The 23,064-nt window shown below is 75.2% G+C and carries 20 protein-coding genes; 10 read left to right on the forward strand and 10 right to left on the reverse strand.

Features of this window, described 5'->3' with window-relative positions; genetic code table 11:
• Positions 1-214: 214 nt before the first annotated feature.
• Positions 215-2,833, forward strand: a complete 2,619-nt coding sequence (locus ABZ479_RS17110; protein WP_500462366.1) for an MXAN_6230/SCO0854 family RING domain-containing protein — start codon at positions 215-217, stop codon at positions 2,831-2,833.
• Here ABZ479_RS17110 and ABZ479_RS17115 read toward each other — a convergent pair.
• The 3 genes from ABZ479_RS17115 to ABZ479_RS17125 form a co-directional block, all read right to left on the reverse strand.
• On the reverse strand, positions 2,830-4,101 hold the full coding sequence (locus tag ABZ479_RS17115) for a DUF2637 domain-containing protein (protein ID WP_500462479.1): 1,272 nt from the start codon (positions 4,099-4,101) through the stop codon (positions 2,830-2,832). The genes ABZ479_RS17110 and ABZ479_RS17115 overlap by 4 nt on opposite strands.
• Before the next feature lie 119 nt (positions 4,102-4,220).
• On the reverse strand, positions 4,221-4,925 hold the full coding sequence (locus ABZ479_RS17120; protein WP_500462367.1) for a DUF3558 domain-containing protein: 705 nt from the start codon (positions 4,923-4,925) through the stop codon (positions 4,221-4,223).
• Between the two features lie 65 nt (positions 4,926-4,990).
• Positions 4,991-5,797 (reverse strand): hypothetical protein, encoded by an 807-nt coding sequence (locus tag ABZ479_RS17125; protein ID WP_500462368.1) that lies wholly within the window; start codon positions 5,795-5,797, stop codon positions 4,991-4,993.
• A gap of 217 nt (positions 5,798-6,014) precedes the next feature.
• Here ABZ479_RS17125 and ABZ479_RS17130 point away from each other — a divergent pair, with 217 nt between their 5' ends.
• The 3 genes from ABZ479_RS17130 to ABZ479_RS17140 all read left to right on the forward strand — a co-directional run bounded on the left by ABZ479_RS17130 (position 6,015) and on the right by ABZ479_RS17140 (position 8,286).
• Positions 6,015-7,208 (forward strand): RtcB family protein, encoded by a 1,194-nt coding sequence (locus tag ABZ479_RS17130; RefSeq protein ID WP_500462369.1) that lies wholly within the window; start codon positions 6,015-6,017, stop codon positions 7,206-7,208.
• Between the two features lie 84 nt (positions 7,209-7,292).
• On the forward strand, positions 7,293-8,129 hold the full coding sequence (locus tag ABZ479_RS17135; RefSeq protein ID WP_500462370.1) for an outer membrane protein assembly factor BamB family protein: 837 nt from the start codon (positions 7,293-7,295) through the stop codon (positions 8,127-8,129).
• Positions 8,092-8,286: a hypothetical protein gene (locus ABZ479_RS17140; protein WP_500462371.1), complete on the forward strand. Its 195-nt coding sequence runs from the start codon at positions 8,092-8,094 to the stop codon at positions 8,284-8,286. The genes ABZ479_RS17135 and ABZ479_RS17140 overlap by 38 nt, the downstream gene beginning before the upstream one ends.
• 13 nt (positions 8,287-8,299) lie before the next feature.
• Here the strand turns inward: ABZ479_RS17140 and ABZ479_RS17145 are convergent, their stop codons facing one another.
• Positions 8,300-9,055: an SDR family NAD(P)-dependent oxidoreductase gene (locus ABZ479_RS17145; RefSeq protein ID WP_500462372.1), complete on the reverse strand. Its 756-nt coding sequence runs from the start codon at positions 9,053-9,055 to the stop codon at positions 8,300-8,302.
• A 247-nt stretch (positions 9,056-9,302) separates the two neighbouring features.
• On the opposite strand from ABZ479_RS17145, the gene ABZ479_RS17150 reads away from it, so the two are divergent.
• On the forward strand, positions 9,303-10,289 hold the full coding sequence (locus ABZ479_RS17150) for a 2-hydroxyacid dehydrogenase (protein ID WP_500462373.1): 987 nt from the start codon (positions 9,303-9,305) through the stop codon (positions 10,287-10,289).
• 20 nt (positions 10,290-10,309) lie between these two features.
• Here the strand turns inward: ABZ479_RS17150 and ABZ479_RS17155 are convergent, their stop codons facing one another.
• Positions 10,310-11,047: a hypothetical protein gene (locus ABZ479_RS17155; protein ID WP_500462374.1), complete on the reverse strand. Its 738-nt coding sequence runs from the start codon at positions 11,045-11,047 to the stop codon at positions 10,310-10,312.
• A gap of 443 nt (positions 11,048-11,490) precedes the next feature.
• Here ABZ479_RS17155 and ABZ479_RS17160 point away from each other — a divergent pair, with 443 nt between their 5' ends.
• Both ABZ479_RS17160 and ABZ479_RS17165 read left to right on the forward strand, forming a co-directional pair.
• Positions 11,491-11,886, forward strand: coding sequence for a hypothetical protein (locus ABZ479_RS17160; protein WP_500462375.1), 396 nt, complete (start codon positions 11,491-11,493; stop codon positions 11,884-11,886).
• A gap of 33 nt (positions 11,887-11,919) precedes the next feature.
• Positions 11,920-12,915, forward strand: a complete 996-nt coding sequence (locus tag ABZ479_RS17165) for a phosphotransferase family protein (protein ID WP_500462376.1) — start codon at positions 11,920-11,922, stop codon at positions 12,913-12,915.
• A 53-nt stretch (positions 12,916-12,968) separates the two neighbouring features.
• On the opposite strand, the gene ABZ479_RS17170 is transcribed toward ABZ479_RS17165, so the two are convergent.
• Positions 12,969-13,562: a hypothetical protein gene (locus ABZ479_RS17170; RefSeq protein WP_500462377.1), complete on the reverse strand. Its 594-nt coding sequence runs from the start codon at positions 13,560-13,562 to the stop codon at positions 12,969-12,971.
• 115 nt (positions 13,563-13,677) lie between these two features.
• On the opposite strand from ABZ479_RS17170, the gene ABZ479_RS17175 reads away from it, so the two are divergent.
• Positions 13,678-14,409, forward strand: coding sequence for a DUF429 domain-containing protein (locus tag ABZ479_RS17175; protein ID WP_500462378.1), 732 nt, complete (start codon positions 13,678-13,680; stop codon positions 14,407-14,409).
• A gap of 33 nt (positions 14,410-14,442) precedes the next feature.
• On the opposite strand, the gene ABZ479_RS17180 is transcribed toward ABZ479_RS17175, so the two are convergent.
• Both ABZ479_RS17180 and ABZ479_RS17185 read right to left on the reverse strand, forming a co-directional pair.
• Entirely contained in the window at positions 14,443-14,871 is a 429-nt protein-coding gene (locus tag ABZ479_RS17180; protein ID WP_500462379.1) for an ATP-binding protein, read from the reverse strand.
• Positions 14,871-15,773 (reverse strand): MEDS domain-containing protein, encoded by a 903-nt coding sequence (locus tag ABZ479_RS17185; RefSeq protein WP_500462380.1) that lies wholly within the window; start codon positions 15,771-15,773, stop codon positions 14,871-14,873. Before ABZ479_RS17185 ends, ABZ479_RS17180 begins: the two co-directional genes overlap by 1 nt.
• A gap of 659 nt (positions 15,774-16,432) precedes the next feature.
• Here ABZ479_RS17185 and ABZ479_RS17190 point away from each other — a divergent pair.
• Both ABZ479_RS17190 and ABZ479_RS17195 read left to right on the forward strand, forming a co-directional pair.
• Positions 16,433-20,350 (forward strand): Pls/PosA family non-ribosomal peptide synthetase, encoded by a 3,918-nt coding sequence (locus tag ABZ479_RS17190; protein WP_500462381.1) that lies wholly within the window; start codon positions 16,433-16,435, stop codon positions 20,348-20,350.
• A complete protein-coding gene (locus tag ABZ479_RS17195) occupies positions 20,347-21,711 on the forward strand; it encodes a M1 family metallopeptidase (protein WP_500462382.1) in 1,365 nt (454 codons plus the stop codon). The genes ABZ479_RS17190 and ABZ479_RS17195 overlap by 4 nt, the downstream gene beginning before the upstream one ends.
• Before the next feature lie 157 nt (positions 21,712-21,868).
• On the opposite strand, the gene ABZ479_RS17200 is transcribed toward ABZ479_RS17195, so the two are convergent.
• Positions 21,869-22,309 (reverse strand): protein-tyrosine phosphatase family protein, encoded by a 441-nt coding sequence (locus tag ABZ479_RS17200; protein WP_500462383.1) that lies wholly within the window; start codon positions 22,307-22,309, stop codon positions 21,869-21,871.
• On the reverse strand, positions 22,299-23,024 hold the full coding sequence (locus tag ABZ479_RS17205) for a hypothetical protein (RefSeq protein WP_500462384.1): 726 nt from the start codon (positions 23,022-23,024) through the stop codon (positions 22,299-22,301). Before ABZ479_RS17205 ends, ABZ479_RS17200 begins: the two co-directional genes overlap by 11 nt.
• Positions 23,025-23,064: the final 40 nt, after the last annotated feature.

The following is a 23,064-nucleotide window of genomic DNA, read 5'->3' on the forward strand; positions in this document are numbered from 1 at the left end:
CGGCTCCTGGTGTGCTTCCTTCTCTTCACTCTCACTGAATCGAGTGCACCCCCTTCCCGCCCCGCGCGCGCAACCGGCGTCACCGGTCCGGCGACCGGACCGGACCCGGGGCGGCTCACGGGCGTGCTTCCTTCTCACTGCGAAGTCGCATTCTTGCGATGGATTTCAGCGCGCCCATTTCCCGCCCTGAGGTCAACCAGGGGGAGACACAGCGATGTTCACGACCACGACCGCACCCGCCACGACCGCTCCGCGTCCGCTCGCGGCCGTCATGCTCGCCCGCCGCGGAGCCGTGTACCTGCCCTCCGCCCCGGCGGGCATCTCGCTCGGCAGCGCCGCAGGCGCGGCGCTGCTGGAGGCCGACCTCCTGGACCGCGGCTACCTGATGTCGCCCGCGCTGCGCGAAGCGCTCGCCGGGCGCGGCGGGACCGCGCTGGCCGCCGCGGGCCGCGCGCTGCTGGACGACGTCGACGAGGCGCTCGGCGCGGACCGGTCGCACGTACCGCTGTTCCGCGACTTCCCCATGAGCACACCGGCCGACACCTTCGCGTTCTACGTCGACCGCGTGCTGACCCTGCTCTTCCAGCACCCGGAGCAGCCGTGCGTCCTGTGCGGCACGGACGGCACCGTCCACGCCGTCTCGCCCTGCGCGCACCTGGTGTGCCGGAGCTGCTTCGACGGCGCTGACTTCTCCGCGTGCCCCGTCTGCCACCGCCGCATCAAGGCCGACGACCCCTTCCTGCTGCCGCGCCGCCCGCGCCGTTTCGGCGGCCGCCGGCGCGCCCTGCCCGAGCGGCTGCGCGTCCTGCACCACGGCGGCGACCTCGCCGCCCGGGACGCGGACGCGGTGCGCGAGCTCCACGGCCTCCTCGCCAGGCCCGGCGCCCTGAGCCCGCAGGACGCCGACGACCTGGCGGCACTGCTGGAGACCCGCGACCGGACGGACGTCTCCTGGCTGCCGGAGCACGTCCCCGGCCGCGAGACCAAGGCCCGCGTCCTGGCCTGGCTGCTGGCGGACGCCGCCGCCCACGGGACGACGGTCCCGGCCGTGACCGCCCGCATCGACACGGCGACCGACATCCTGCGGCTGCTCGCCGTGCGCTCCGGCGGCGACCCCGGCCTGGTCGACCTGCCGCGCTTCGTCTCGGTGCCCCGGCCGCTGCGGCGCGCCCTGCTCGGGGTGCTGGAGGGCCTGGCCACCGACCTCGCCGTGCAGGACATGCGCCGGCACCGGCACGCGTGGCTGCGGGTCGCCGAACTGCTGCACCCCTTCGAGTACGCGGACCGCTTCCCCCGGGCGGCACTGGCCGTCGCGGCGCTGCGCGACACCCGGCTCGCGGACGGCGACGCGCTCACCGCGACCCTGCGGACGGCGGCCGGCGCGGACGCGCGGGTCGACGCCACCGGCACCACGGTCCGGGTGCGCGGCTGGGCGGGCCGGGTCGAGGCCGCGCTGCACGCCATGGACGTGCCGGCCGCTGTCGCGCTGCTGGCGCAGCGGCCCGGCGAGTTCGTGCGCCGCCTCGACCACCTGCTGCGGCTGTCGGTCGCCGAGGACGTGCACACCGTCCTGGCGGCGCTGGAACCCGCGGTGATGCGGGTGTCGCCCGCCGTGCTGCTGTCCGCGCTCGGCGAGCTGCGCAGCCGTCCCCACGCGGTCCCCACGCGGGTGTTCTTCCCCAAGGGCGGCACCGCCAGGGCGCACCTGGCGGAGGACGACCGGCTGCCGATCGGGGCGGACGTCGTCGCGCGGGCCGTCGCCCTGCTGGAGGCCGAGGTGCTGCGGCGGGCGGCGCAGGGGGAGGCGGCCGACGTCGCCGTCGTGGACGCGGGCCTGGACGGCGTGATCGCGCCGTTCACCGAGCGCACGGCCTCGCGCGCCCTGGTGACGCTGCCGCGTGGCAGTGAACTGCCCGTCCCGGACGGGAGGACCCTGCGGCTGTTCCTGCACTGGATGGAGAGCGAGGAGTCCGGCCGGACCGACCTGGACCTGTCCACGGCCATGTTCGACGCCGAGTGGAACGCGGTCGGTCACTGCGACTACACGCGCCTGCGGTTCGGGGCGGACGCCGCCGTGCACTCGGGCGACCTCACCAGCGCCCCGGCGCCGCAGGGCGCCGCGGAGTTCGTGGACCTCGACCTGGACGCGCTCGCGGCCGCCGGGGTCCGCCATGTGGTCGCGGTGGTCTTCTCGTTCAACAGCGTCCCGTTCGAGGCGCTGGCCGAGGCGTTCGCCGGGCTCATGGTCCGCGACCTGCCCGGGGACCGGGGGCCGGTCTTCGACGCACGCGCCGTGGAGCAGCGCTACGACCTGACCGGCCGGGCCTCCGCGAGCGTGCCGCTGGTGGTCGACGTGGTGAACCGCACGATGCGCTGGCTGGACGTGACGAGGGGCGTCACCGGCACGCACCACTCGGTCGCGCGGCACGGGGACGACCTCGCCCTGCTCGGCAAGGCCCTGACCGCCCAGTTCGCCTCCGGGGCGCGCGTGGGTCTGGGCGAACTGGCCGTGTGGCAGGCCGCGGCCCGTGCGGCGACCGTGCTGCTGCGGCACGCGGACGGCTCGGTGACGGCGTACCGGCGTCGCGCCGGGGAGCCGGTGGCGGGGTTCGCGGCGCGGATCGGGTCGCCGGACGCGGACGGCGACGTCGACGTGCCCGCGGAGCTCGGGCGGGTGCGGCTGGCCTGGCTGGTCCGGGGGGACCTCGAACCGGCCGAGGGCGCTGAGGTGTTCGCGCTGCATCCGGCGGGGCTGGACGCGGCGCGGGTGCGGCTGCTGTCGGCGGCGGACGTCGTCGCGGCGCTCACGCCCGCCCCGGCGGGCGTCTCCTAGGAGGCGTACTGGCCGTCGAGTTCGAGCTTGCGGCGCAGGTCGCGGACGTGCGGGCGCAGCGTGCTCTCGCTCAGGGGGCCGCCGTTGGGGCTGGAGATGCCGTAGCGGTCCTGGAGCAGCAGGCCGAACTGGCGGGCGTTGGGGAAGACACCGAACTGCTGGTGGTAGGCCCGGAAGGCCCGGTCGTAGAGCTCCTCGCGGCTCATGCCCTCGACGACGGGCTCCGACTCCGGCTCCGGCTCGACGTAGTACTCCGTCTCCGGTTCGGGCGTGAACTCCGCGCGCGGGGTCGGGATCACGCCGGTGCCGTCGGCGAGGGCGCGGCGGCGGTTGCCCGCGCCGACCGGTGCGGTCAGGGGCTCCGGCTGCGGTACGGGGGCGGGAGCGGGGGCCGGTGCCTCGGCCTGCGGCTGCGGCTGGAACGGCACTGCGGCGGCCTGCGCGGGCGTGAACCGCGCCGGGTCCGGGGCCGCTTCGGGGGCCGGGTCCGGGACCGGGAACTCCTCGGGGTACGGGGCGGCCTCCGGTACCGGCGCCTCCGCGACGGCCGGGGCCGGTTGCGGGGCGGGCAGCGCGGCGGGGGCCGGGGCCGGGAGGTCGATGCCGGCGGCGGCGAGGCCGATGGCCGCGGTCTGCTCCATGGGGACCCCGTACCGGGCGAGCTTCAGCGGCATCAGGGACTCGACCGGGGCCTTGCGGCGCCAGGCCCGGCCGTAGCGGGCGCGCAGCCGGGCGCGGTAGACGAGACGTTCCTGCTCGACCCGGATGACCTCGTCGTAGCTGCGCAGCTCCCACAGCTTCATGCGCCGCCAGAGGCGGAAGGTCGCGAAGGGGGCCAGCAGCCAGCGGGCGAGCCGGACCGACTCCATGTGCTTGTCGGCCGTGATGTCGGCGACCCGGCCGATCGCGTGCCGGGCCGCCTCCACGGAGACGACGAAGAGGATCGGGATGATGCCGTGCATCCCGACGCCCAGTGGGTCCGGCCAGGCCGCCGCGCCGTTGAAGGCGATCGTCGCCGCCGTCAGCAGCCACGCGGTCTGGCGCAGCAGCGGGAAGGGGATGCGCAGCCAGGTCAGCAGCAGGTCCAGCGCGAGCAGGACCACGATCCCCGCGTCGACGCCGATCGGGAAGACGTTGGCGAACCAGCCGAATCCCTTGTCGAGCGCGAGTTCGCGCACCGCCGCGTACGAGCCCGCGAAGCCGATCGCTGCGATGATCACCGCTCCGGTGACCACCACACCGACCAGGATGCGGTGCGTCCGGTTCATGCGTATCGCGGACACCCGCGACCCTCCCAGGCTCGGAAACTGGCCCGCCCAGCCTGCCACACGGGGCGACGGGCAGGTTGCCCAAACGGGGTGTATCGGTACAGCGGATCCCGCAGTTGTTACGCGTTCGCCGCCGCGACCGCGGTGGCCGCCTCCTTGGCCGCCTCGAGCGCGCGGGCCTTCAGCCCGGACCCGGCCGGGGTCTTCGCGTCCTCGAGGCCCGCGCCGTTGTAGGTGAGCACCAGCACGGCGTTCGCGGTGCGGGCGACGACCGTGACGTCCCGGTACTCCTCCTTGTCCTTCTTGACCGTCGAGGTGACCGCGGTGCCCGCGTCCCACACGCCGTCCACCGTGACCGGAGCGCTCTTCGCGCCCTTCGCCCGGCCGGCCTCGGCGACCTGCTCGGCGTAGCGCCGCTTCGCCTGCTCCTCGGCCGAGCCGAGGCCCGCGACCGTGTCGTAGCGCTGGAGCGAGACGTCCAGCCACCGGTACTGGTAGCCGTCCAGGCCGTTCCACGAGCAGCCGCCGCGCTCGTCGCGCTCGGCGGAGTGGGCGGGGGTGCCCGCGGGCTTCTTCGCCTTGGGGACGAGCGACGTGACCGTCTTGGCGCCGATGACCTCGCAGGGGTCGGGGAGTTCGGCGAACTTCGCGGCGACGGCGCGGGCCGACGGTGACGCGGACTTCGACGCGGGTGCGGAGGCGGTGGCCGCCTTCCGCGCGTCGTCCTTCGACGAGTCCGAGCCGGAGGAGCAGCCGGCGACGAGCATCACCGGCACGGCCGCGCCCACGAGCAGGCGGGCGAGGTGCGGGGCTGATCGGTGCATGGATCCTTCGCTCATTTCGTTGCGTGTCATGTCATGGCACAAACGGCCAGACTACGCGCTTCGTCTCATTCGTCGAGTTGATCTGCCAGCTCCGCGGCCACCTTACGGGCGCCCAGCTGCAGCTCCTCGCTGGGCGGTTCGACCGATTTGTCCGTGGACCACTGGGAGAGTTCGACGGTGACCAGGACGTTCGCCATGCGGAAGACCACGGTGATGTCGCGGTGGAGTCCGGAGCCCTGGTTCTTGAGGACGTCGTCGAGGAAGGCGCCGTCGCCGAGGTCGTCGAGGGTGCGCGGCGAGATGTCGCCGGTGGCCGTGACGGACGGCGAGGGGGTGTCGGAGGGCGCCGGGTCGCCACTGCGTGAGCCGGGCGGGCTCGCGGTGGCCGAGGTGGAGGCGGCGGCGTCGGCGGGCGCCGTGGCGGCCGGGATGTGGGCCTCCGCGACCCGGCTGTCGTAGTCCGCCGTGGCCTGGTTCTCGTCGCTGACCGATGTGTCGTACGACACGACCCGCTCGAGGTCGATGTGGAGGTAGCGGTTGCCGAGGTCGGTGCGGCCGGTCCACTTGCAGCCGACCTTGCGGTCCGTGTCGAACGTCACGGTCGCCTCGCCCGCGTCGTCGTCCGACTCCGGCACGAACTTCGCCAGCGTGTCCGGCGCGATCGAACCGCACGGCTCGGGCAGCACCCGGTAGCGGCCGGGAGGGGCCGCCGGGCTGGACTGCCTGCCGTCCGGGGTGTCGCCGTTGCGCGCGCCGTCCCCGGTGCCGCCCGACCCGGTGCACCCCGCCAGTGCGGCGACGGCGAGCGCGGTCGTGCACGCCGCGGCCACCAGGCCACGGATCCGGTGGACACGGTCTCCCGTTGGCTGCACTTGAGGTGGCCCCTTCCTCCGGCGATCGGTCCGGCGCCCGCGTAAATCCCTTGGCGGGGGTGGGCGACGGGTAGACACAATGTCTACCGCACACGCTGCGGCCGTCGCCTGATCATGGGGCTCTATGGCTGCTTTCGCCCTTTATTTCGCTTTCCGTTGAGACGTGTTGTTTGTGCTGCCTTGATGGAAATCAGCGTCCGACCCAGGGGGGATCGAGATGTCGTACACAGAAGTGCCCGGAGTGCGGGTGCCCATCCGCATGTGGACCGACCCGGCCGCGGTCGAGGGCGGGGCCATGCAGCAGCTGCGCAACGTCTCCTCGCTGCCGTGGATCAAGGGCCTCGCCGTCATGCCCGACGTCCACTACGGCAAGGGCGCCACGGTGGGCTCGGTGATCGCGATGCACGGCGCGGTCTGCCCGGCGGCGGTCGGCGTGGACATCGGCTGCGGCATGAGCGCGGTGCGGACCTCGCTGACGGCGAACGACCTGCCCGGCGACCTCTCCCGGCTCCGCTCCAAGATCGAGCAGGCCGTCCCGGTCGGCCGCGGCATGCACGACGAGGCCGTCGACCCCGCCCGGCTGTACGGCCTGTCCGCCGCCGGCTGGGACCGCTTCTGGGACGGCTTCGACGACCTGGCCGAGCCCGTCCGGTTCCGCAGGGAGCGCGCGACCAAGCAGATGGGCAGCCTCGGTTCCGGCAACCACTTCATCGAGGTCTGCCTCGACGAGGAGGGCGCGGTCTGGCTGATGCTGCACTCCGGCTCGCGCAACATCGGCAAGGAACTCGCCGAGTACCACATCGGGGAGGCCCAGAAGCTGTCCCACAACCAGGGCCTGGTCGACCGCGACCTGGCCGTCTTCATCGCGGACACCCCGCAGATGGCGGCCTACCGGCGCGACCTGTTCTGGGCGCAGGACTACGCGAAGCGCAACCGAGCGATCATGATGGCGCTGTTCCAGGAGGTGCTGCGGCGCGAGTTCCGCAAGGCCAAGGTCACCTTCGACCAGGTCATCTCCTGCCACCACAACTACGTGGCGGAGGAGCGTTACGACGGCATGGACCTGCTCGTCACCCGCAAGGGCGCGATCAGGGCCGGCAGCGGCGACCACGGCATCATCCCGGGCTCCATGGGCACCGGTTCGTACATCGTCCGCGGCCTCGGCAACACCGACGCCTTCAACTCCGCCTCGCACGGCGCGGGCCGCAAGATGAGCCGCACCGCGGCGAAGAAGCGGTTCTCCACGCGGGACCTGGAGGAGCAGACCAAGGGCGTCGAGTGCCGCAAGGACTCGGGCGTGGTGGACGAGATCCCGGGCGCGTACAAGCCGATCGAGAAGGTGATCGAGCAGCAGCGGGACCTCGTGGAGGTCGTCGCGAAGCTCAAGCAGGTCGTCTGCGTGAAGGGTTGAGCCCGGGCGGACGAGCGGCGGGTCCGGGGCCGTGAAGGGCCCCGGACCCGCCGTTCGTACGGCGCCGGTGAGTGGGGAGCGGTGATGCGCGAGGGGACCCTGTGGGAGCGGACGCTGCACCAGCGCGTCGACCCGAGAACGCTGGGGATCGCCGGGGACCGGCTCGTCGTGCACGAGCGGTGGAGTCGGCTGGTCTGCCTGGACCGGCGGGACGGCACCGTCCGGTGGGACGTGCCGTTCGGCCTCTGGCCGCGCTCGGTCGTGGTGGCGGGCGACCATGTGCTGGGCATCGCCCAGGACAGCGACGTCCTGCGCTGCTGGGACCTCGCGACCGGGGTCGCGCTCTGGGAGGCGCCCCTGCGGCCTTTCACCGGGCACATCACGGTCGGCGCCGGCACGGTGCTCGTCGGGGGCCGGCGCGGATACTCGCCCCTGCACGCCTTCGACCTGCGCACCGGCCACCCGCTGTGGAGTACCGGCCAACGCCGTGACACCGTCCTGCCGTTGGCCGTCGGGGACCATGCCCTCGTCGGCGCGGACAGTGGGACGTGCCTGTGCCTGCTGGGGATGCGGGACGGAGTGGAACGGGCCCGGTGGGAGCTTCCGGAACCGCTGACCCCGGTGGACGCCGGGGCGGCCTTCTCCCGGGCAGCCGACGACCGCGTCCTGGTCCGCTGCGGACCGGGGACCGTCGTGGAGGTCAGGGTGGAGTGCGGGACCGTGCGCACCCTCCGGCGCCACGACACCGCGCTCATGGCTGCCCCCGTCGAGTACACGGGCGAACTGCTCTGGCTGCGCGAACCCGGGGGGGTACGCGGTCGTCGACCCGTCGGACGGGTCGCTCCGTCGCCGGGTCGATCTCCGGCAGCGACCGGCCGAGGGCGTGGTTCCCACGGGGTCCGGGTTCCTGGTCGGCGGTGACCAGGGCACCGTGCTGCGCCTCGACCCCGCCGGGCGGGTGGTGGCGCGCACGACCGTGAGCCGGCGCGTCTGCGCGATGCGCCCCGCGGGCCCGGACGGCCACCCCGAGCACGTCGTCGTGGCCACCCGGGGCACCCTGCCCGCGCTGCGCCTGTGATCCCGCCGGGCGGCTACGGCTCCCGGTGCACCCGGTGCTGGGCGGCCTGGGCGCGGGGGCGGACGACCAGCAGGTCGACGTTGACGTGGGACGGGCGGGTGACCGCCCAGGTGACGGTGTCGGCGACGTCGTCGGAGGTGAGGGGCTCGGCCACGCCCGCGTAGACGGCGGCGGCCTTCTCCTCGTCCCCGTGGAAGCGGGTGAGGGCGAAGCCCTCGGACTTCACCATGCCGGGGGCGATCTCGATCACGCGGACCGGCTCGCCCAGCAGCTCCAGACGGAGGGTGCCGGCGAGGGCGTGGGTGCCGTGCTTGGCCGCCACGTAGCCGCCGCCGCCCTCGTACGGGGTGAGGGCCGCCGTGGAGGAGAGCACGACCACGGTGCCGTCGCCGGACGCGATCAGCCCGGGCAGGAAGGCCTGGACGGTGTGGAGCACGCCGAGGACGTTGACCTCGTACATCGTGCGCCATTCCGCGGGGTCGGCGGTGGCGACCGGGTCCGCGCCGAGGGCGCCGCCGGCGTTGGCGAACAGGACGTCCACCCGGTCGAGCGAGGCGGCGAGCGCGTCGACGGCGTCGCGGTCGGTGACGTCCAGGGCGACGGCGGCCGCAGAGTGGCCCGCGGAGGTGATCTCCTCGGCGAGCGCTTCCAGGCGGTCGGCACGGCGGGCGGTGAGCACGACGTGGTAGCCGGCTTCGGCCAGCCTGCGGGCGGTGGCGGCGCCGATGCCGCTGCTCGCGCCGGTCACGACTGCGGTACGGGGGCTCATGGTCGTGCTGCCTTTCGCCGGTCGGGGGTCGGAGGTCCGAGGTCAGGGGGTCGGGAGGGGCAAGTGCCCGCCTACGCTTGCAGCATAGGCGCGGTGGCGCCGCGCCCTCTCGGTGCGGTCCGCCGGGTGGACCGGAGCACGGACACCTCGGGCGCCCCATCGGCGTGGCGGTCCCGGCACCGCCGGGTGCGACCGCCCCGCCGGCGGTCCGCGCGAGCGGACCGGCGAACGGACGGAGTGACGGCGCATGGATGGACCGAAGAACGTCCTCGCGGTGGTCGCGCCGCACGTCGGGGGCCGCCGCATCGGGGCCGCCCTGGCCGGGCTCCTCGAGGGGCGGGCCGCCGTCACCGTCGTCGAGTCCGCGGACGAGGACCCGGACGCGCTGGCCGCGGCCCACGTGATCATGACGGCGCTGTCCCCCGTGACGGCCGGGCACCTGCTCCGTGCGCCCGTCCTGGAACTCGTCCAGTGCACCAGTCACGGCCACGAGCACGTGGACGTCGCCGCCGCGCGGGCCCGGGGCGTGCCCGTGTGCACCATCGGCTCCAGCGGGGTGGAGACGCAGAGCGTCGCCGAGCAGGCCTTCGCGCTGATGCTCGCCCTCGCCAAGCGGATCGTCCCCGGGCACGAGGCGCTCTCGCGCGGGGAGTGGCCGCTGCCGGACCTGCAGCGCTCGCTGACCGGGCTGGACGGCCGGGTCCTCGGGGTGATCGGCTTCGGGGCGATCGGGCAGGCCGTGGCCCGGCGGGCCGCCGCCTTCGGGATGAGCGTCCTCTACACCTCGCGCGGGCCCGTGCCGGCCGCGACCGAGCGGCTGCTCGGGGCCCGCGGCGTGCCGCTGGAGGAACTGCTGGCGGGTGCCGACTACGTCTCGGTCCACGTCCCGCTGAGCGAGGCGACCCGGCACCTGCTCGACGCGCCACGCCTGGCGCTGCTCAAGCCCACGGCCTTCCTGGTCAACACCGCCCGGGGCGCGGTCGTCGACCAGGACGCGCTCGCCGACGCCCTGGAGGCCGGGCGCCTGGCCGGTGCCGGGCTCGACGTCTTCGACCCCGAGCCCCCGGCCGCCGGGACGCGCCTGCTGCGGGCGCCCAACGTCGTCCTGTCGCCGCACGCGGGCGGGGCGACGCGGGACACCCTGGTGCGGATCGCGCAGGCCGCCGTCCGCAACGTCGTGGACTTCCTCGACGGCCGTCCGCCGCGGGACGTCGTGACCGCCGCGGGGGCCTGACCGGGAGGCCGCGGCACGCCTCAGGCGCTCTGGTCGCCCTCGACGTTGGTGCCCGGGCCGAGACCGGCGAGCGCGTCCTTGGCCACCGCCAGGGCGGCGTCGCGGACCTCGGAGTCGTCCGGCGCCTTCTTGTTCTCGAAGTCGCTGCCGTTGTAGGTGACGGTCACGACCGCGTTGCCCTTGCGGAACACCACGACCGCCTCGCGGGTCTGCTGCTTGTCCTCGGTCGACAACTCGACCGACAGGGACGCCTCGTCACCGATGCCGGGGGCCGCGATCGACTTCTTCAGGCGCTTGTACGAGGCCTTCGCCGCCGACTCGCCGTCCTGGCCGCCGCTGGTCGTGGACACCTCGAAGGTCACGTCGAGCCAGCGGTAGTCGAAGCCCTTGAGGGCGTTCCACGAGCAGCCGGTGCGGTGCGAGGGGTCGGTGAGGGACAGCTGCTTGCCCGCCGTCTTGGCCTCCGGCACCAGCTTCTTGATGGTCGCGGTCTTGATCGCGGTGCACGGCGCGGGCGGCTTGGAGTAGGTGGCGGGCACGTCTTTCGAGCCGTCCGATCCGGAGTCGGAACCGCCGGAGCCGGAGTCCGGACCCGAGCCGGAGTCCGACCCGGACGGTGCGGCGGAACCGGTCTGGGATCCGTTCGCCGACGTGCGGCCGGCCTCCTCGTGGGACGAGGAGGCCATCGTCCAGCCGACGATGGCGAGGATGGCGGTGGGCAGCAGACGAGCCGCCAGGGTGAGGGGCAGGGACGCCACGGCGGTCTTCTCTTCGTCGATCCTGAGGAACCTGGGGCTGAGGAGGTGAACGTGGGGAACGTGGGGCCTGAGCGTACGACGTGAAGATGAGATTGCCATATGAAAGTGGCCCGGGAACAGACCAGGCGCGTAGGGGTTGCGGCACCCGGCGTGACGGGTGTAGCCGCACGCCCCCGGAATACGGGTGCGCCGGAGCCGCGCCGCGCCCCAGGATGGCGTCATGACGGACCCGCTGTGGGACGACGTGGCCGACGTCTTCGACCCGGCCGAAATGGGCCGGCTGCCTGATGTGCGCGAGTGAGCCGAAGGGGCGCGCGCCTGTCGAAAAGGAGAGCACGCGGAGGCTCCGAGGGACGAGGAGTCGAGCATGGTCGACTGTCGACAGGCGCAGAGGGCGCCCCGGAGGCGAACCGAGCCCCGAGCGCCGAGTTCCCGGCGTCGGGGTGGCCGGGTGGCAGGCCCTGCTCGACCTCGTCGTCGACCGTGGCTGGTGGTACGCGTACGACGAGGGCAGCCGCGTCCTGCCCCTGCCCACCGCCGCGCGGGTCCTGGCCCGGCAGGCCGACGGCGAGGTGCCGAACCTGAGCGTCCGCGTCGGCCCGGGACCCGGGTTCCTCGCGGTCTTCCGCTTCCTGTCCGACGAGGTGATCGACTTCGACGTGGACCTGTACGAACTACGGGACCAGGAAGGGCTGGACGCCTTCTGCGGCTTCCTCCGGGCGATCGGCCGCCGCCTGGACAGGACCGTCTTCCTGTGCCCGGAGGGAGGCGGCGAGAAGGTGGCCGTCCTGTGGTACGAACCGGGCGCGGACCGGATCACCGTCCGGCACGACCGGTGACAGCGTGGGAGCGCTCTCCTAGCATGCGGGGGCATGAGGAGCCTGACCAAGCGTGAGCTGTCCGCCGGCCAACTCGCCGCCCTGCTGCGGGAGTCGGCGGGTCTGGGCTGCAGCGTGGAGGCCGAGCTGACCGACGGCTGGTTCAACGCCGCCTACCGGGTGCGGCTCGACGACGGGCGTCCCGCGGTGGTGAAGATCGCCCCGCCGCCGGACGCCGACGTGCTGCGCTACGAGCGCGGCATCATGGCCACCGAGGTCATGGCGCACCGCCGCATCGCCGCCCTCGGCGACGTGCCGCTGCCGGAACTGCTGCACGCGGCGCCGGACTTCATGGCGCTGTCGGTCCTGCCCGGCACCGCCTGGGACAAGGCGGCCGACCGCATCCCCGCGGACCGGCAGGCAGCGCTGCGCCGTGAACTCGGCCGGATCGTGGCGCGGCTGCACACGCTCGCCCCGGAGGACGGCCGGTACGGCTACCCGGCCCCCGAGGCCGGACTGTCGGCGGCCGACTGGCCGACGGCGTTCGCCGCCATGGTGGACGCGATGCTGGAGGAGGCTGCGCGCCGGGGCATCCCGCTCGGCGTCGCCCCCGGCGAGGTCCGCGCGCTCGTCGCGGAGGGCGCGGACGTCCTCGCGGAGGTGACCGAGCCGCGGCTGGTCCACTTCGACCTGTGGCCCGGCAACGTCTTCGTCGCCGACGACGGCTCCGCCGTCACCGGCCTCATCGACCACGAGCGGGCCTTCTGGGGCGACCCGGTGGCCGAACTGGTCTCCCTGGCCCTCGGCGGCGACACCGGCCCCGGCAGCGACCTCGTCGCCGGTTACCGGGAGGCGGGCGGCACCCTGGACTTCGGGCCCTCCACGCTGCACCGGCTGGCCCTCTACCGGGTCTACCTGGGCCTGATCCTCGTCGTCGAGTGCGGTCCGCGGGGCTACCCCGCCGACCACGCCGACCACGTCCGCGGCGTCCTCGGCGGGTGGCTCGCGGAACTCGGGACCGTGACGCGGGACGAGGTGTCCGGGGCCTGAATCCCCGGCCGAAGCGGCGGACATCGCCTGGGCCGAGCCCCCTTCGGCCGGAGCTACCCCGCGGCGCTCGTGGGCTGTTCCAGCACGTTCCGGCCGCCGAGCGGCGCCACCCTGCCCGACGGATCCGCCGGCTGACCGGACGTCAGCCCCGGGCCGGACGCCGGGAGGGACGACGGGGCGGAGGCGGGGGAGGCGGTGCGGGTGGTGGTGTGCGCCGAGGTGGTGTGGGCGGCAGTGGTGTGGGCGGCGGTGGGGGCCGAGGCGTGGCCGGCCGCGTGGGCGGAGGTGTGCGCCGGGGCGGTGTGCGGGGTGGGGGCCGCGTGGGCGCCGCCGGACTGCTGGGCGGTGCCCGGTGCGATCGCCATCGGGGCGGCGGGGGGCACCGCTGCGGTGACCGCGCGGGTGGCCTCCGTCTTCGGGTGCTCGTCCTTGTCGGGCGCGTGGCTCACCCCGAACCGGGTCCGCAGGTGGTGCCCGGCCGCCTCGTCGAGGCTCACGGGCCGCTGCAGCCGCACCGCCAGCCGGCTCGCCTCACGGCCCAGCGCCGCGAGGTCCTCCCACCGCAGGTGCACGACGAGGGGCAGTTCCGCCTCGCCGTCGGGGAGCGCTTGGAGGCCCTGGAAGGGGACGTTGCTCTGAGTGTTCATCGGCCGGTCCTCACCGTCGGCTGCAGTGCGGTACGCCAGGGGATACGCACCCCGGCACCGGAACGTTCAGCCCGCGCCCGCGCGGCGCCCCCCGCGCGGCGGGGATGATGGGAGCGTGCGCACCCTCGGCATCGACCTCGCCGCGAGCCCCCGGACGACCGCGGTCGCGGTCGTCACCTGGCCCGGGGACGGCACGGCCGTCGTCGCCCCGCCGCTGCTCGGCTGCGCCGACGACGTGCTGGTGGACCTGTTGTGCGGCCTGGAACCGGGGGAACGCGCCGGGGTGGACTGCCCCTTCGGCTGGCCGATCCCCTTCGTCGAGGCCGTCGCCGCGCACGCGGCGGGCACTCCCTGGCCGGGGCGGGGCACCGACAGCACCGCCCACCGGGCGACCCTGCGCCACCGCCGCACCGACATCCTCACCCACGAGGAACTCGGCGGCCGGTGGCCGCTGTCCGTCGCCTTCGACCGGCTCGGCGCCACCGCCGCCCGCTGGGCCCACCTCGCCGACGAACTCGCCGCCCGGGGGCGGCCGGTGGCCCGCGACGGATCCGGCCCGATCGCCGAGGTGTACCCGGCGGCGTCCCGCAGACGGTGGGGCCTGGGACCCGAGCGTTCCACCGCGGAACTCCTCGCGGCCGCGCCCTGGCTGCGGTGCGGGCCGGCCGAACCGGCCGCGTACGACGGCAGCGAGCATGCCTTCGACGCCCTGATCGCCGCCCTGGCCGCCCGCGCCGTCCAGCGGGGGCTCACCCGCGCCCCGTCCGGTCCCGAGCAGGTCCGTGCGGCCGGCGTCGAGGGCTGGATCCACGTCCCGCACGCGGCCACGCTGCCCGACCTCCCGTAGCGTCCCCCGTCCCGCTGCGGGGGCGCGGCCGGTTCAGTGGAGGCGGATGGCCAGGGTGACGACCGCGCCGACCGGTCCCGGACCGATGGTGAGGCGGTCGGTGACCAGGCGGGCGAGCCACAGGCCGCGTCCGGGGCGGGAGTCGAGGCCCGGGAGCAGTTCCGGGATGACGGCGGCGTCGAAGCCGGGGCCGTGGTCGGCGACCCGGCACTGCACCTCGCCGTCGGCCCGGCGCAGCATCAGGCGGCCGCGGCCACCGCCGTGGACGATCGCGTTGGAGGCCACCTCGTTCACCACCAGGACGAACTCCCCGCGGCGCGCGGCCGGGAGGCCCGCCCACGTCGCGAACTCCTCGGTCAGTACCCGCAGCCGGGGCAGGTCGCCCTCCGCGAAGTCGCGCTCCAGCCGACAGCCGTCGGTGGCCGGCTCGCCGGCGGACGGTTCGCGCAGCTCGTCCAGCATCAGCCGCTCACCTCGATCAGCGTCAGCCCCGGCAGGGACGGCGCGCCCAGTCTGCGCAGCAGCGTCAGGTGGAAGGCCGAGCAGCGGACCTCCACCCGCACCCCCCGCTCCCCGGCGGCGGCCACCAGCGTCAGCAGCTCCGCCGCGCATCCCACGTCGAGGAAGTGCAGGTCGTGCAGGGCCAGCACGAGCCGCCCGCCCTCCGCGGTGCAGCGCAGCGCGTCCCCGACCGCGCCGCGGAACCGATGCCGCGTGCTGAGGTCGGCCTCGCCGAGCAGCCGCAGCAGGCCCTCGGCGCGCGTCGCGTAGAGCGCGCCGAGCCGGGTCAGCAGGTTGCGGGGGTGCGCCTGCGCCATCGCGTCGAGCACGTCCCCGGTGAACCACCGGCGGTCGTAGGCGCAGACCTCCGCGTACGGGCGTCCGGCGAAGAGGTGCTCGGCGTGCGTCTCGCGGTGCACCATCGCGTCGATGGGCGCGCCCATGTCGCGCACCCAGTGCATGTCGATGTACGTGCGCAGGCCCGCGTACCCGTCGCGGACGGCGCGGTCGGTCTCCTCGGCGAGCCGGCCCTGCTGCCGTACGGCGGTGAAATCGCGGTCCGGGCTGACCAGTTCGCGCATGCTGCTCAGCACGAGCTGTCCGCGCCGCCGCGCCGACCGCACCCACACGTCGGCGTCCCCGGCCCGCCCGGCGTCGTCGGCGGGCCCCAGGTGCGCCAGCACCTCCCGGTCCGGCACGCCGGGGGCGGCGAAGACCATGACCCGCTCGCCCGCCGCCAGGCCGAGCCGGGCGAAGGCGGCCAGGACGTCCCAGCGTGTGTCGTCGCCGTCGTAACTGACGAACGCGTGGTCGCCGGAGCGCATCCGCTGCACCGGCACGACCCGCACATCCGCGGCAGGCATCCGTGCTCACCCCCAGGTTTCCGAGCTGCCGAGGCTAGGAGTGCGCGGGGCGGGACCGCCAGGCGGGACCGACTCTGCCCGGGATCGCGCGCGGAGCGACCGCGGGTACGCCGGAGCTGCCCGTAAGCGCCCGTCCGTCAACGCGATGTGACGGGCGGGTGATCACCGGGCCCGGTCCGGCCGTCCCGGGGGCGTCACCCGGATGCGCCGCGCGGGGGATGCGCCGGCCCCTGCCGTGGTCCCGTAGGTGCCGGGAGGGCCGGACCGGACGCGCGAGGAGGCGGTTTCCGGCGCCCCGCGGGGCCCGGCACGCTGTGAGAGGGACCACTTGCCCTCTTTTCGACAGGCCGCGGGGATTAAGCCCCGGTAAACTGCCTGTTCGCCATATGTGACGCCAGGTGGGAGGACCCGTCGCCCGTCCGTCGGGGACGGCCGCGGTACGGGACACCGGGCGTACGCCGAACGCGGGGACGAGCCCGCGCGCAGGGACGCCGTGGTCCCCGGCCGGCCGGCCGAAGCCACCCGGCACCGCAGTGGTCCTGAGCCTTTGGAGGGTTTGACATGCGTCCGTCTCTGGCCGTGAGCGACCGGAACAAGATGCCCCGCACGTCCGCCGCCGCGCCACCCACCCCCGGCTCGTCCGAGCCGGGGAGCGCCGCATGACGCTCGTCGAGTCGCCCCTCCCGCTCCGGGAGGAGCCCGCGCCCGCGGGCGTCACCGGTGTGCTGTGCGCACCCGGTCCCGCTCCGGCGCTCTTCCGGGCCGGCGACGCCGCCCCCGAGCGCACCCTGCTCGGGGTCCTGGCCGCCACCGCCCGGGCGCACCCCACCGCGCCCGCCGTCGACGACGGCACCACGACGCTGAGCTACCGCACCCTCGCCGCCGCGACCGAGCGCCTGCGCCGCCGCCTGGCGGAGGCCGGCATCGGCGCCGGCGACCGGGTCGGCGTACGTGTCCCCTCGGGCACCGCCGACCTGTACGTGGCCGTGCTCGGCGTGCTCTCCGCGGGCGCCGCCTACGTCCCGGTCGACGCCGAGGACCCCGAGGAACGCGCCCGTCTGGTCTTCTCCGAGGCGCAGGTGTGCGCGGTCATCGGCGAGCACCTCACCATCACCCCGTACGCCGAGCCCCACGGCACCGTCGGCCGCCGCCCCGGCCCGGACGACGACGCGTGGATCATCTTCACCTCCGGCTCCACCGGCAAGCCCAAGGGCGTCGCGGTCACCCACCGCTCGGCCGCCGCGTTCGTCGACGCCGAGGCCCGGCTCTTCCTCACCGAGGAGCCGCTGGGCCCCGGCGACCGGGTGCTGGCCGGGCTGTCGGTGGCCTTCGACGCGTCCTGCGAGGAGATGTGGCTGGCGTGGCGGCACGGGGCCTGCCTGGTGCCGGCGCCCCGCTCCCTCGTCCGCACCGGCCTGGACCTCGGCCCGTGGCTGGTCGAGCAGGGCATCACCGTCGTCTCCACCGTGCCGACGCTGGCCGCGCTGTGGCCCGTCGAAGCGCTGGACGACGTCCGTCTGCTGATCTTCGGCGGTGAGGCCTGCCCGCCGGAACTGGCCGAGCGGATGGCCGTCGAGGGCCGCGAGGTGTGGAACACCTACGGCCCGACCGAGGCCACCGTCGTCGCCTGCGCCGCCCAGCTCACCGGCGAGGGCCCGGTCCGCATCGGGCTGCCCCTGGACGGCTGGGAACTGGCCGTCGTGGACGCCCACGGGGAACCGCTGCCCATGGGCGCGACCGGCGAGCTGGTCATCGGCGGCGTCGGACTCGCCCGCTACCTGGACCCCGCCAAGGACGCCGAGAAGTACGCCCCGCTGCCCTCCCTCGGCTGGGCCCGCGCCTACCGCAGCGGCGACCTGGTCCGCGCGGACCAGGAGGGCCTGGTCTTCGTCGGCCGCGCCGACGAGCAGGTCAAGCTCGGCGGCCGGCGCATCGAACTGGGCGAGATCGACGCGGCCCTGCAGGCGCTGCCCGCCGTGGCCGGCGCGGCCGCCGCCGTGCGCACCACCAAGGGCGGCAACCAGATCCTGGTCGGCTACGTCGCGGTCACCGAGGACTTCGACCAGGCCGACGCGCTCGCCCGGCTCCGCGAGGCGCTGCCCGCGGCGCTCGTCCCGCTGGTCGCCGTCGTGGACACCCTGCCCACCCGGACCTCGGGCAAGGTCGACCGGAACGCGCTGCCCTGGCCGCTGCCGGGGCTGGACGTGCCCGCCGCGGACCTCGCCGGCACCCAGGGACTGCTCGCCGGGATGTGGGGCGAGATCCTCGGCGCCCCGGTCACCGGGCCCGACGCCGACTTCTTCGCGCTCGGCGGCGGCAGCCTGACCGCCGCCCGCCTCGTCTCCCAGCTGCGCACCCGCTACCCCGCGGCCGCCGTCGGCGACATCTACCAGCACCCCACCCTCGGGGCGCTCGCCGCCCGCCTGGACGAGGCCGACGCGCGCCGCACCGCCGCGCGCCCGGTACGGCCGGTGCCCCGGCGGGCCGCCGCCGTCCAGCTGGCGCTGATGCTGCCGCTGCTCGCCCTGGCCGGTCTGCGCTGGGGCGTCGTGGCCGCCGCCATCGGCAACGCGCTGCTCCTGGCCGGCCCGCTCCCGTGGGTCCCGGCCGTCTCCTGGTGGTGGGTGCTGGCCGGCTGGGCGCTGCTCATCAGCCCCGCCGCCCGGGTCGCGATCTCCGCCGGCGGCGCCCGGCTGCTGCTGCGCGGGGTGCGCCCCGGCACCTATCCGCGCGGCGGGGCGGTGCACCTGCGCCTGTGGGCCGCCGAACGCCTGGCGCAGGTCAGCGGCGCCGTCAACCTCACCGGTGCCTGGCTGAGCCACTACGCCCGCGCGCTGGGCGCCAAGGTCGGCGACGGCGCCGACCTGCACTCGCTGCCGCCGGTGACCGGCATGCTCAAGCTCGGCAAGGGCAGCGCCGTCGAGCCCGAGGTCGACCTGTCCGGGCACTGGCTCGACGGCGACCTGCTGCACATCGGCAAGATCCGCGTCGGGGCGGGCGCCACGGTCGGCTCGCGCAGCACCCTGCTGCCCGGCGCCCGGATCGGCAAGCGCGCCGAGATCGCCCCCGGCTCCGGCGTCGTCGGCGCGGTCCGGGCCGGGCAGCGCTGGGGCGGCGTGCCCGCCGTCCGCACCGGCAAGGCCGCGCACCGCGGCGGCGACGCCCGGCCACCACGGCGGCTGCGCTGGGCGGCGGCGTACGAGGTGACCGCCTTCCTCCTGGAGCTGCTGCCCGCGGTGTCGGCGCTGCCCGCCCTGCTGGTGACGGCCTGGTTCCTGCACGGCGCCGGCGCCGCGCCGCTGTCCGCCGCGCTCGCGGCCGTCCCCCTGGCCACGCTCGCCTGGCTGCTGACGTACGCCCTGCTGGTGCTGGCCGGGGTGCGCCTGCTGGGCGTCGGGCTGCGCGAGGGTCACCACCCCGTGCACGGCCGCGTGGCCTGGCAGGCGTGGACGACGGCCCGGCTGATGGACCGGGCCCGCGCGCACCTGTTCCCGTTCTACGCCAGCCTGCTGACGCCGGTGTGGCTGCGGGCGCTCGGCATGAAGGTCGGCCGCCACGTGGAGGCGTCCACCGTCCTGGCGCTGCCCACGATGACCACCGTCGGCGACGGGGCCTTCCTCGCCGACGACACCATGGTGGGCAGCTACGAGCTGGGCGGCGGCCGGATGCGCATCGCCGAGGCCCGGATCGGCAAGAAGGCCTTCCTCGGCAACTCCGGCATGACCGCCCCCGGCCGCTCGGTGCCGAAGAACGGCCTGGTCGGCGTGCTCTCGGCGACGCCCAAGGGCGCCAAGGCGGGCAGCTCGTACCTGGGCATGCCGCCGATGCGGCTGCCCCGGGTCCCCGAGGAGGGCGACCGCAGCCGCACCTTCGCGCCGCCCCGGCGGCTCGTGCTGGCCCGCGCGGCCGTCGAGCTGTGCCGGATCGTGCCCGTGATGTGCGCGGTCGCGCTGGTGGTGCTGGTGCTCGCCGGGTACGCGGCGGTCGCGGACCGGTACGGGGTGCCCGTGGCGTTCGCCGCCGGCGGGGCGCTGCTCGCGGGTGCCGGGGCGGCCGCGTGCGCGGTGGCCGTGGTGATGAAGTGGCTGCTGGTCGGGCGGGTGCGGGCGGGCGAACGCCCGCTGTGGAGCTCGTTCGTGTGGCGCAACGAGCTGGCCGACACCTTCGTCGAGGTGCTGGCCGTGCCGTGGCTGGTCGGCGCGGTCGGCGGCACCCCGCTGATGAACCTGTGGCTGAGGTGCATGGGGGCGCGGATCGGGCGCGGCGTATGGTGCGAGACGTACTGGCTGCCGGAGGCGGACCTGGTCCGGGTCGGGGACGGCGCGACCGTCGGCCGCGGCTGCGTGGTACAGACACACCTGTTCCACGATCGGATCCTGCGGATGGACGAGGTCGTCCTCGGGGAGGGCGCGAGCCTGGGCCCGCACGGCATCGTGCTGCCCGGCGCGACCGTCGGGGCCCGGAGCGCCATCGGCCCGGCCTCGCTCGTCATGCGGGGCGAGGGCGTGCCCGAGGGCACCCGCTGGCTCGGCAACCCGATCTCCGCCTGGCACACAGAGGGGGCCCGCACAGGGTGAGCAACGGCAAGCGCGTGCGTGGCGGGGCCGTCGTCCCCGCCACGCCCGGGGCGGAGGTGTCCGCGGACCCCTACTTCCCCGAGCACGGCAACGGCGGCTACCGGGTCACCCACTACGACCTGGAACTGGACTACCGCCCGGCGGCCAACCGCCTGTCGGGCCGGGCCCGGATCTCCGCGGTGGCGGACCGGGCCCTCTCCGCGTTCAGCCTCGACCTGGGGGCGTTCCGTCTGGACCGGGTCCTGGTCGACGGGCGCCCCGCCCGCTACACCCACCGCGCGGGGAAGCTCCGCGTCAGGCCCGCGAAGGCGCTGCCCGAGGGCCCGTTCGCGGTCGAGGTCCGCTACGTCGGCAACCCGAGGCCCGTCCGCTCCCGCGACTGGGGGGAGCTCGGCTGGGAGCAGCTGGAGGACGGCGCGCTCGTCGCCAGCCAGCCGATCGGCGCCCCGTCCTGGTTCCCGTGCAACGACCACCTCGGCGACCGGGCGGGCTACCGGATCACGGTGACCGCGCCCTCGCCGTACACGGTCGTCGCCAACGGCGGACTGGAGTCGTACCGGGTGGGGGCCTCCACGACGACCTGGGTGTACGACCAGCCGCGGCCGATGCCGCCGTACCTGGCGACCGTGCAGATCGGCCAGTACGAGCTGATCGACCACCTCGGCGGCCCGCTGCCCCAGCCGGCCGCCGTACCGCCGCGCCTGACCGCGGACTTCGCCCACGACTTCGGGCGCCAGCCGCGGATGGTGGAGCTGTTCACCGAGCTCTTCGGGCCCTACCCCTTCGACGAGTACGGGGTCGTGGTGGTCGACGAGGAGCTGGAGGTGCCGGTCGAGGCGCACGGGCTGTCCGTCTTCGGCCGCAACCACCTGGACGGACGCCGCGGTTCCGAACGCCTCGTCGCCCATGAACTCGCCCACCAGTGGTTCGGCAACAGCCTCGCCCTCGCCGACTGGCGGCACATCTGGCTCAACGAGGGCTTCGCCGCGTACGCGGAGTGGCTGTGGGCGGAGTCCTGCGGCGAGATGACCGCCGCCCGCAACGCGGCCCGTGCGCACGCCCGGCTCGCCGCCCAGCCCCAGGACCTGCGGCTCGCGGACCCCGGTGTCCGGCGCATGTTCGACGACCGGGTCTACAAGCGCGGTGCCCTGACCCTGCACGCGCTGCGCACGGTCATGGGCGACCCGGCGTTCTTCCGGCTGCTGCGGGCCTGGACCGCCGCCCACCGCCACGGGACCGTGACCACCGGGCAGTTCACCGCCCTGGCGCAGGAGCACACCGACCGGCCGCTGGAGGCGCTGGTCTTCCACCCGTGGCTGCACGGGACGCGGCTGCCGCGCCTGCCGGCCGGGGGAGCGTGAGCGACGTGCGGGAGGCCGGGGGAGGGACGGCCGCCCGCCCTCGGGCCTGCGGCCGCTCTCGGGCCGGCCGCGCGAAGCCGTGGGCGCGAGCGCCGCGCACGGGGCCGCGCCCCACCACGACCGGCGTCCGGCGCGGTCCGGGCGCCGGCCCGCGCCGTCAGCCGAAGCGCGACACGTAGCGGCGCTGCCAGGGCGTCTCCACCGCGCGCCGGGCGTAGTGCTCGCGCACGTAGGCGACGGCCTCGCCGGACGGCACCCCGTCCAGCACCGCGAGGCATGCCAGGGCCGTCCCCGTACGGCCGACCCCGCCGTGGCAGGCGACCTCCACCCGCTCGCCCGCCGCCCGGCGCCACGCCCCGCGCAGCGCCTCCGCGGCGGCGGCCCGGTCCGCCGGCAGGCGGAAGTCCGGCCAGCGCACCCAGTGGGCCTCCCAGGCCGTCTCCGGGGGTTCGTGGCCCAGCAGGTACAGCCCGAACCCGGGGAGCGGCCCGGCGGGCAGCGGATGCCGCAGACCCCGTCCGCGCACCAGCCGCCCCGACGGCAGCCGCAGCACCCCCGGTGCACCCGGCTCCCAGCCGGCGGCGGGCTCAGCGCTCATGGTCGCCGCACGCAGCGGGGTAGAGCACGGCGCCGGTCAGGCCGCCGTCGTCCGCGGCACCGGTCGAGAGGCCGGACAGCCGCAGGCACGCGTCCTCGGTGGCGTCCACGCGGGGGCACTCGACTCCCACGGCGGCGACCTCGGTCACCGAGCCGTCGTGGTGGAGTTCGCCGGTGGCGGACGGCGCGGGCAGTCCGCCCTGCAGGGTGCCGAGGGCGACGACGTCGCCGCCGGACGTGCCGGATGCCTCACGGATGTCGAAACGCCAATGCGCGTCGCTCGCTTTGAGGAGGTATTTCCCGGACCTCCCGTATTCCGCCAGGGAATCCCCCCGGGCGCGGACCAGTTCGGCTATCGCGCAGCACAACGGGGCGTCATGTCCGGCCGCCGTGCGGAAACGGCTGAATTCGGCGAGCGGCGCGGACCGCATCGCGCGGTCGAGCAGGACGACCGCCGACTCCCGTGCGTGCGGATGGCCGTGCTCGGCGATGTCCAGCAGGAACGGAGCCGCGACGACGGCGCCGGGAAGCACCTCCCCGGTACGTCCGCGCAGCAGGGAACTGCTGGTCAGGGCCGCCACCGCGGAGGCGACCGAGTCGAGGTCGCGCGCGGCGGCGAGTGCCCTCAGGCCGTCCCGGGCGTCCTCGGTCCGAGGGCGCGGCCGCGGCGTGGGAATGGCATTCCAATTGACGGCGTCGATCTCGGTGAGCAGCATCCGCACATGATTCCACCCGCTCCGGAATCTCGGGGTTCCG

This window comes from Streptomyces sp. NPDC005722, assembly GCF_040630935.1.
Taxonomy (GTDB): Bacteria; Actinomycetota; Actinomycetes; order Streptomycetales; family Streptomycetaceae; genus Actinacidiphila.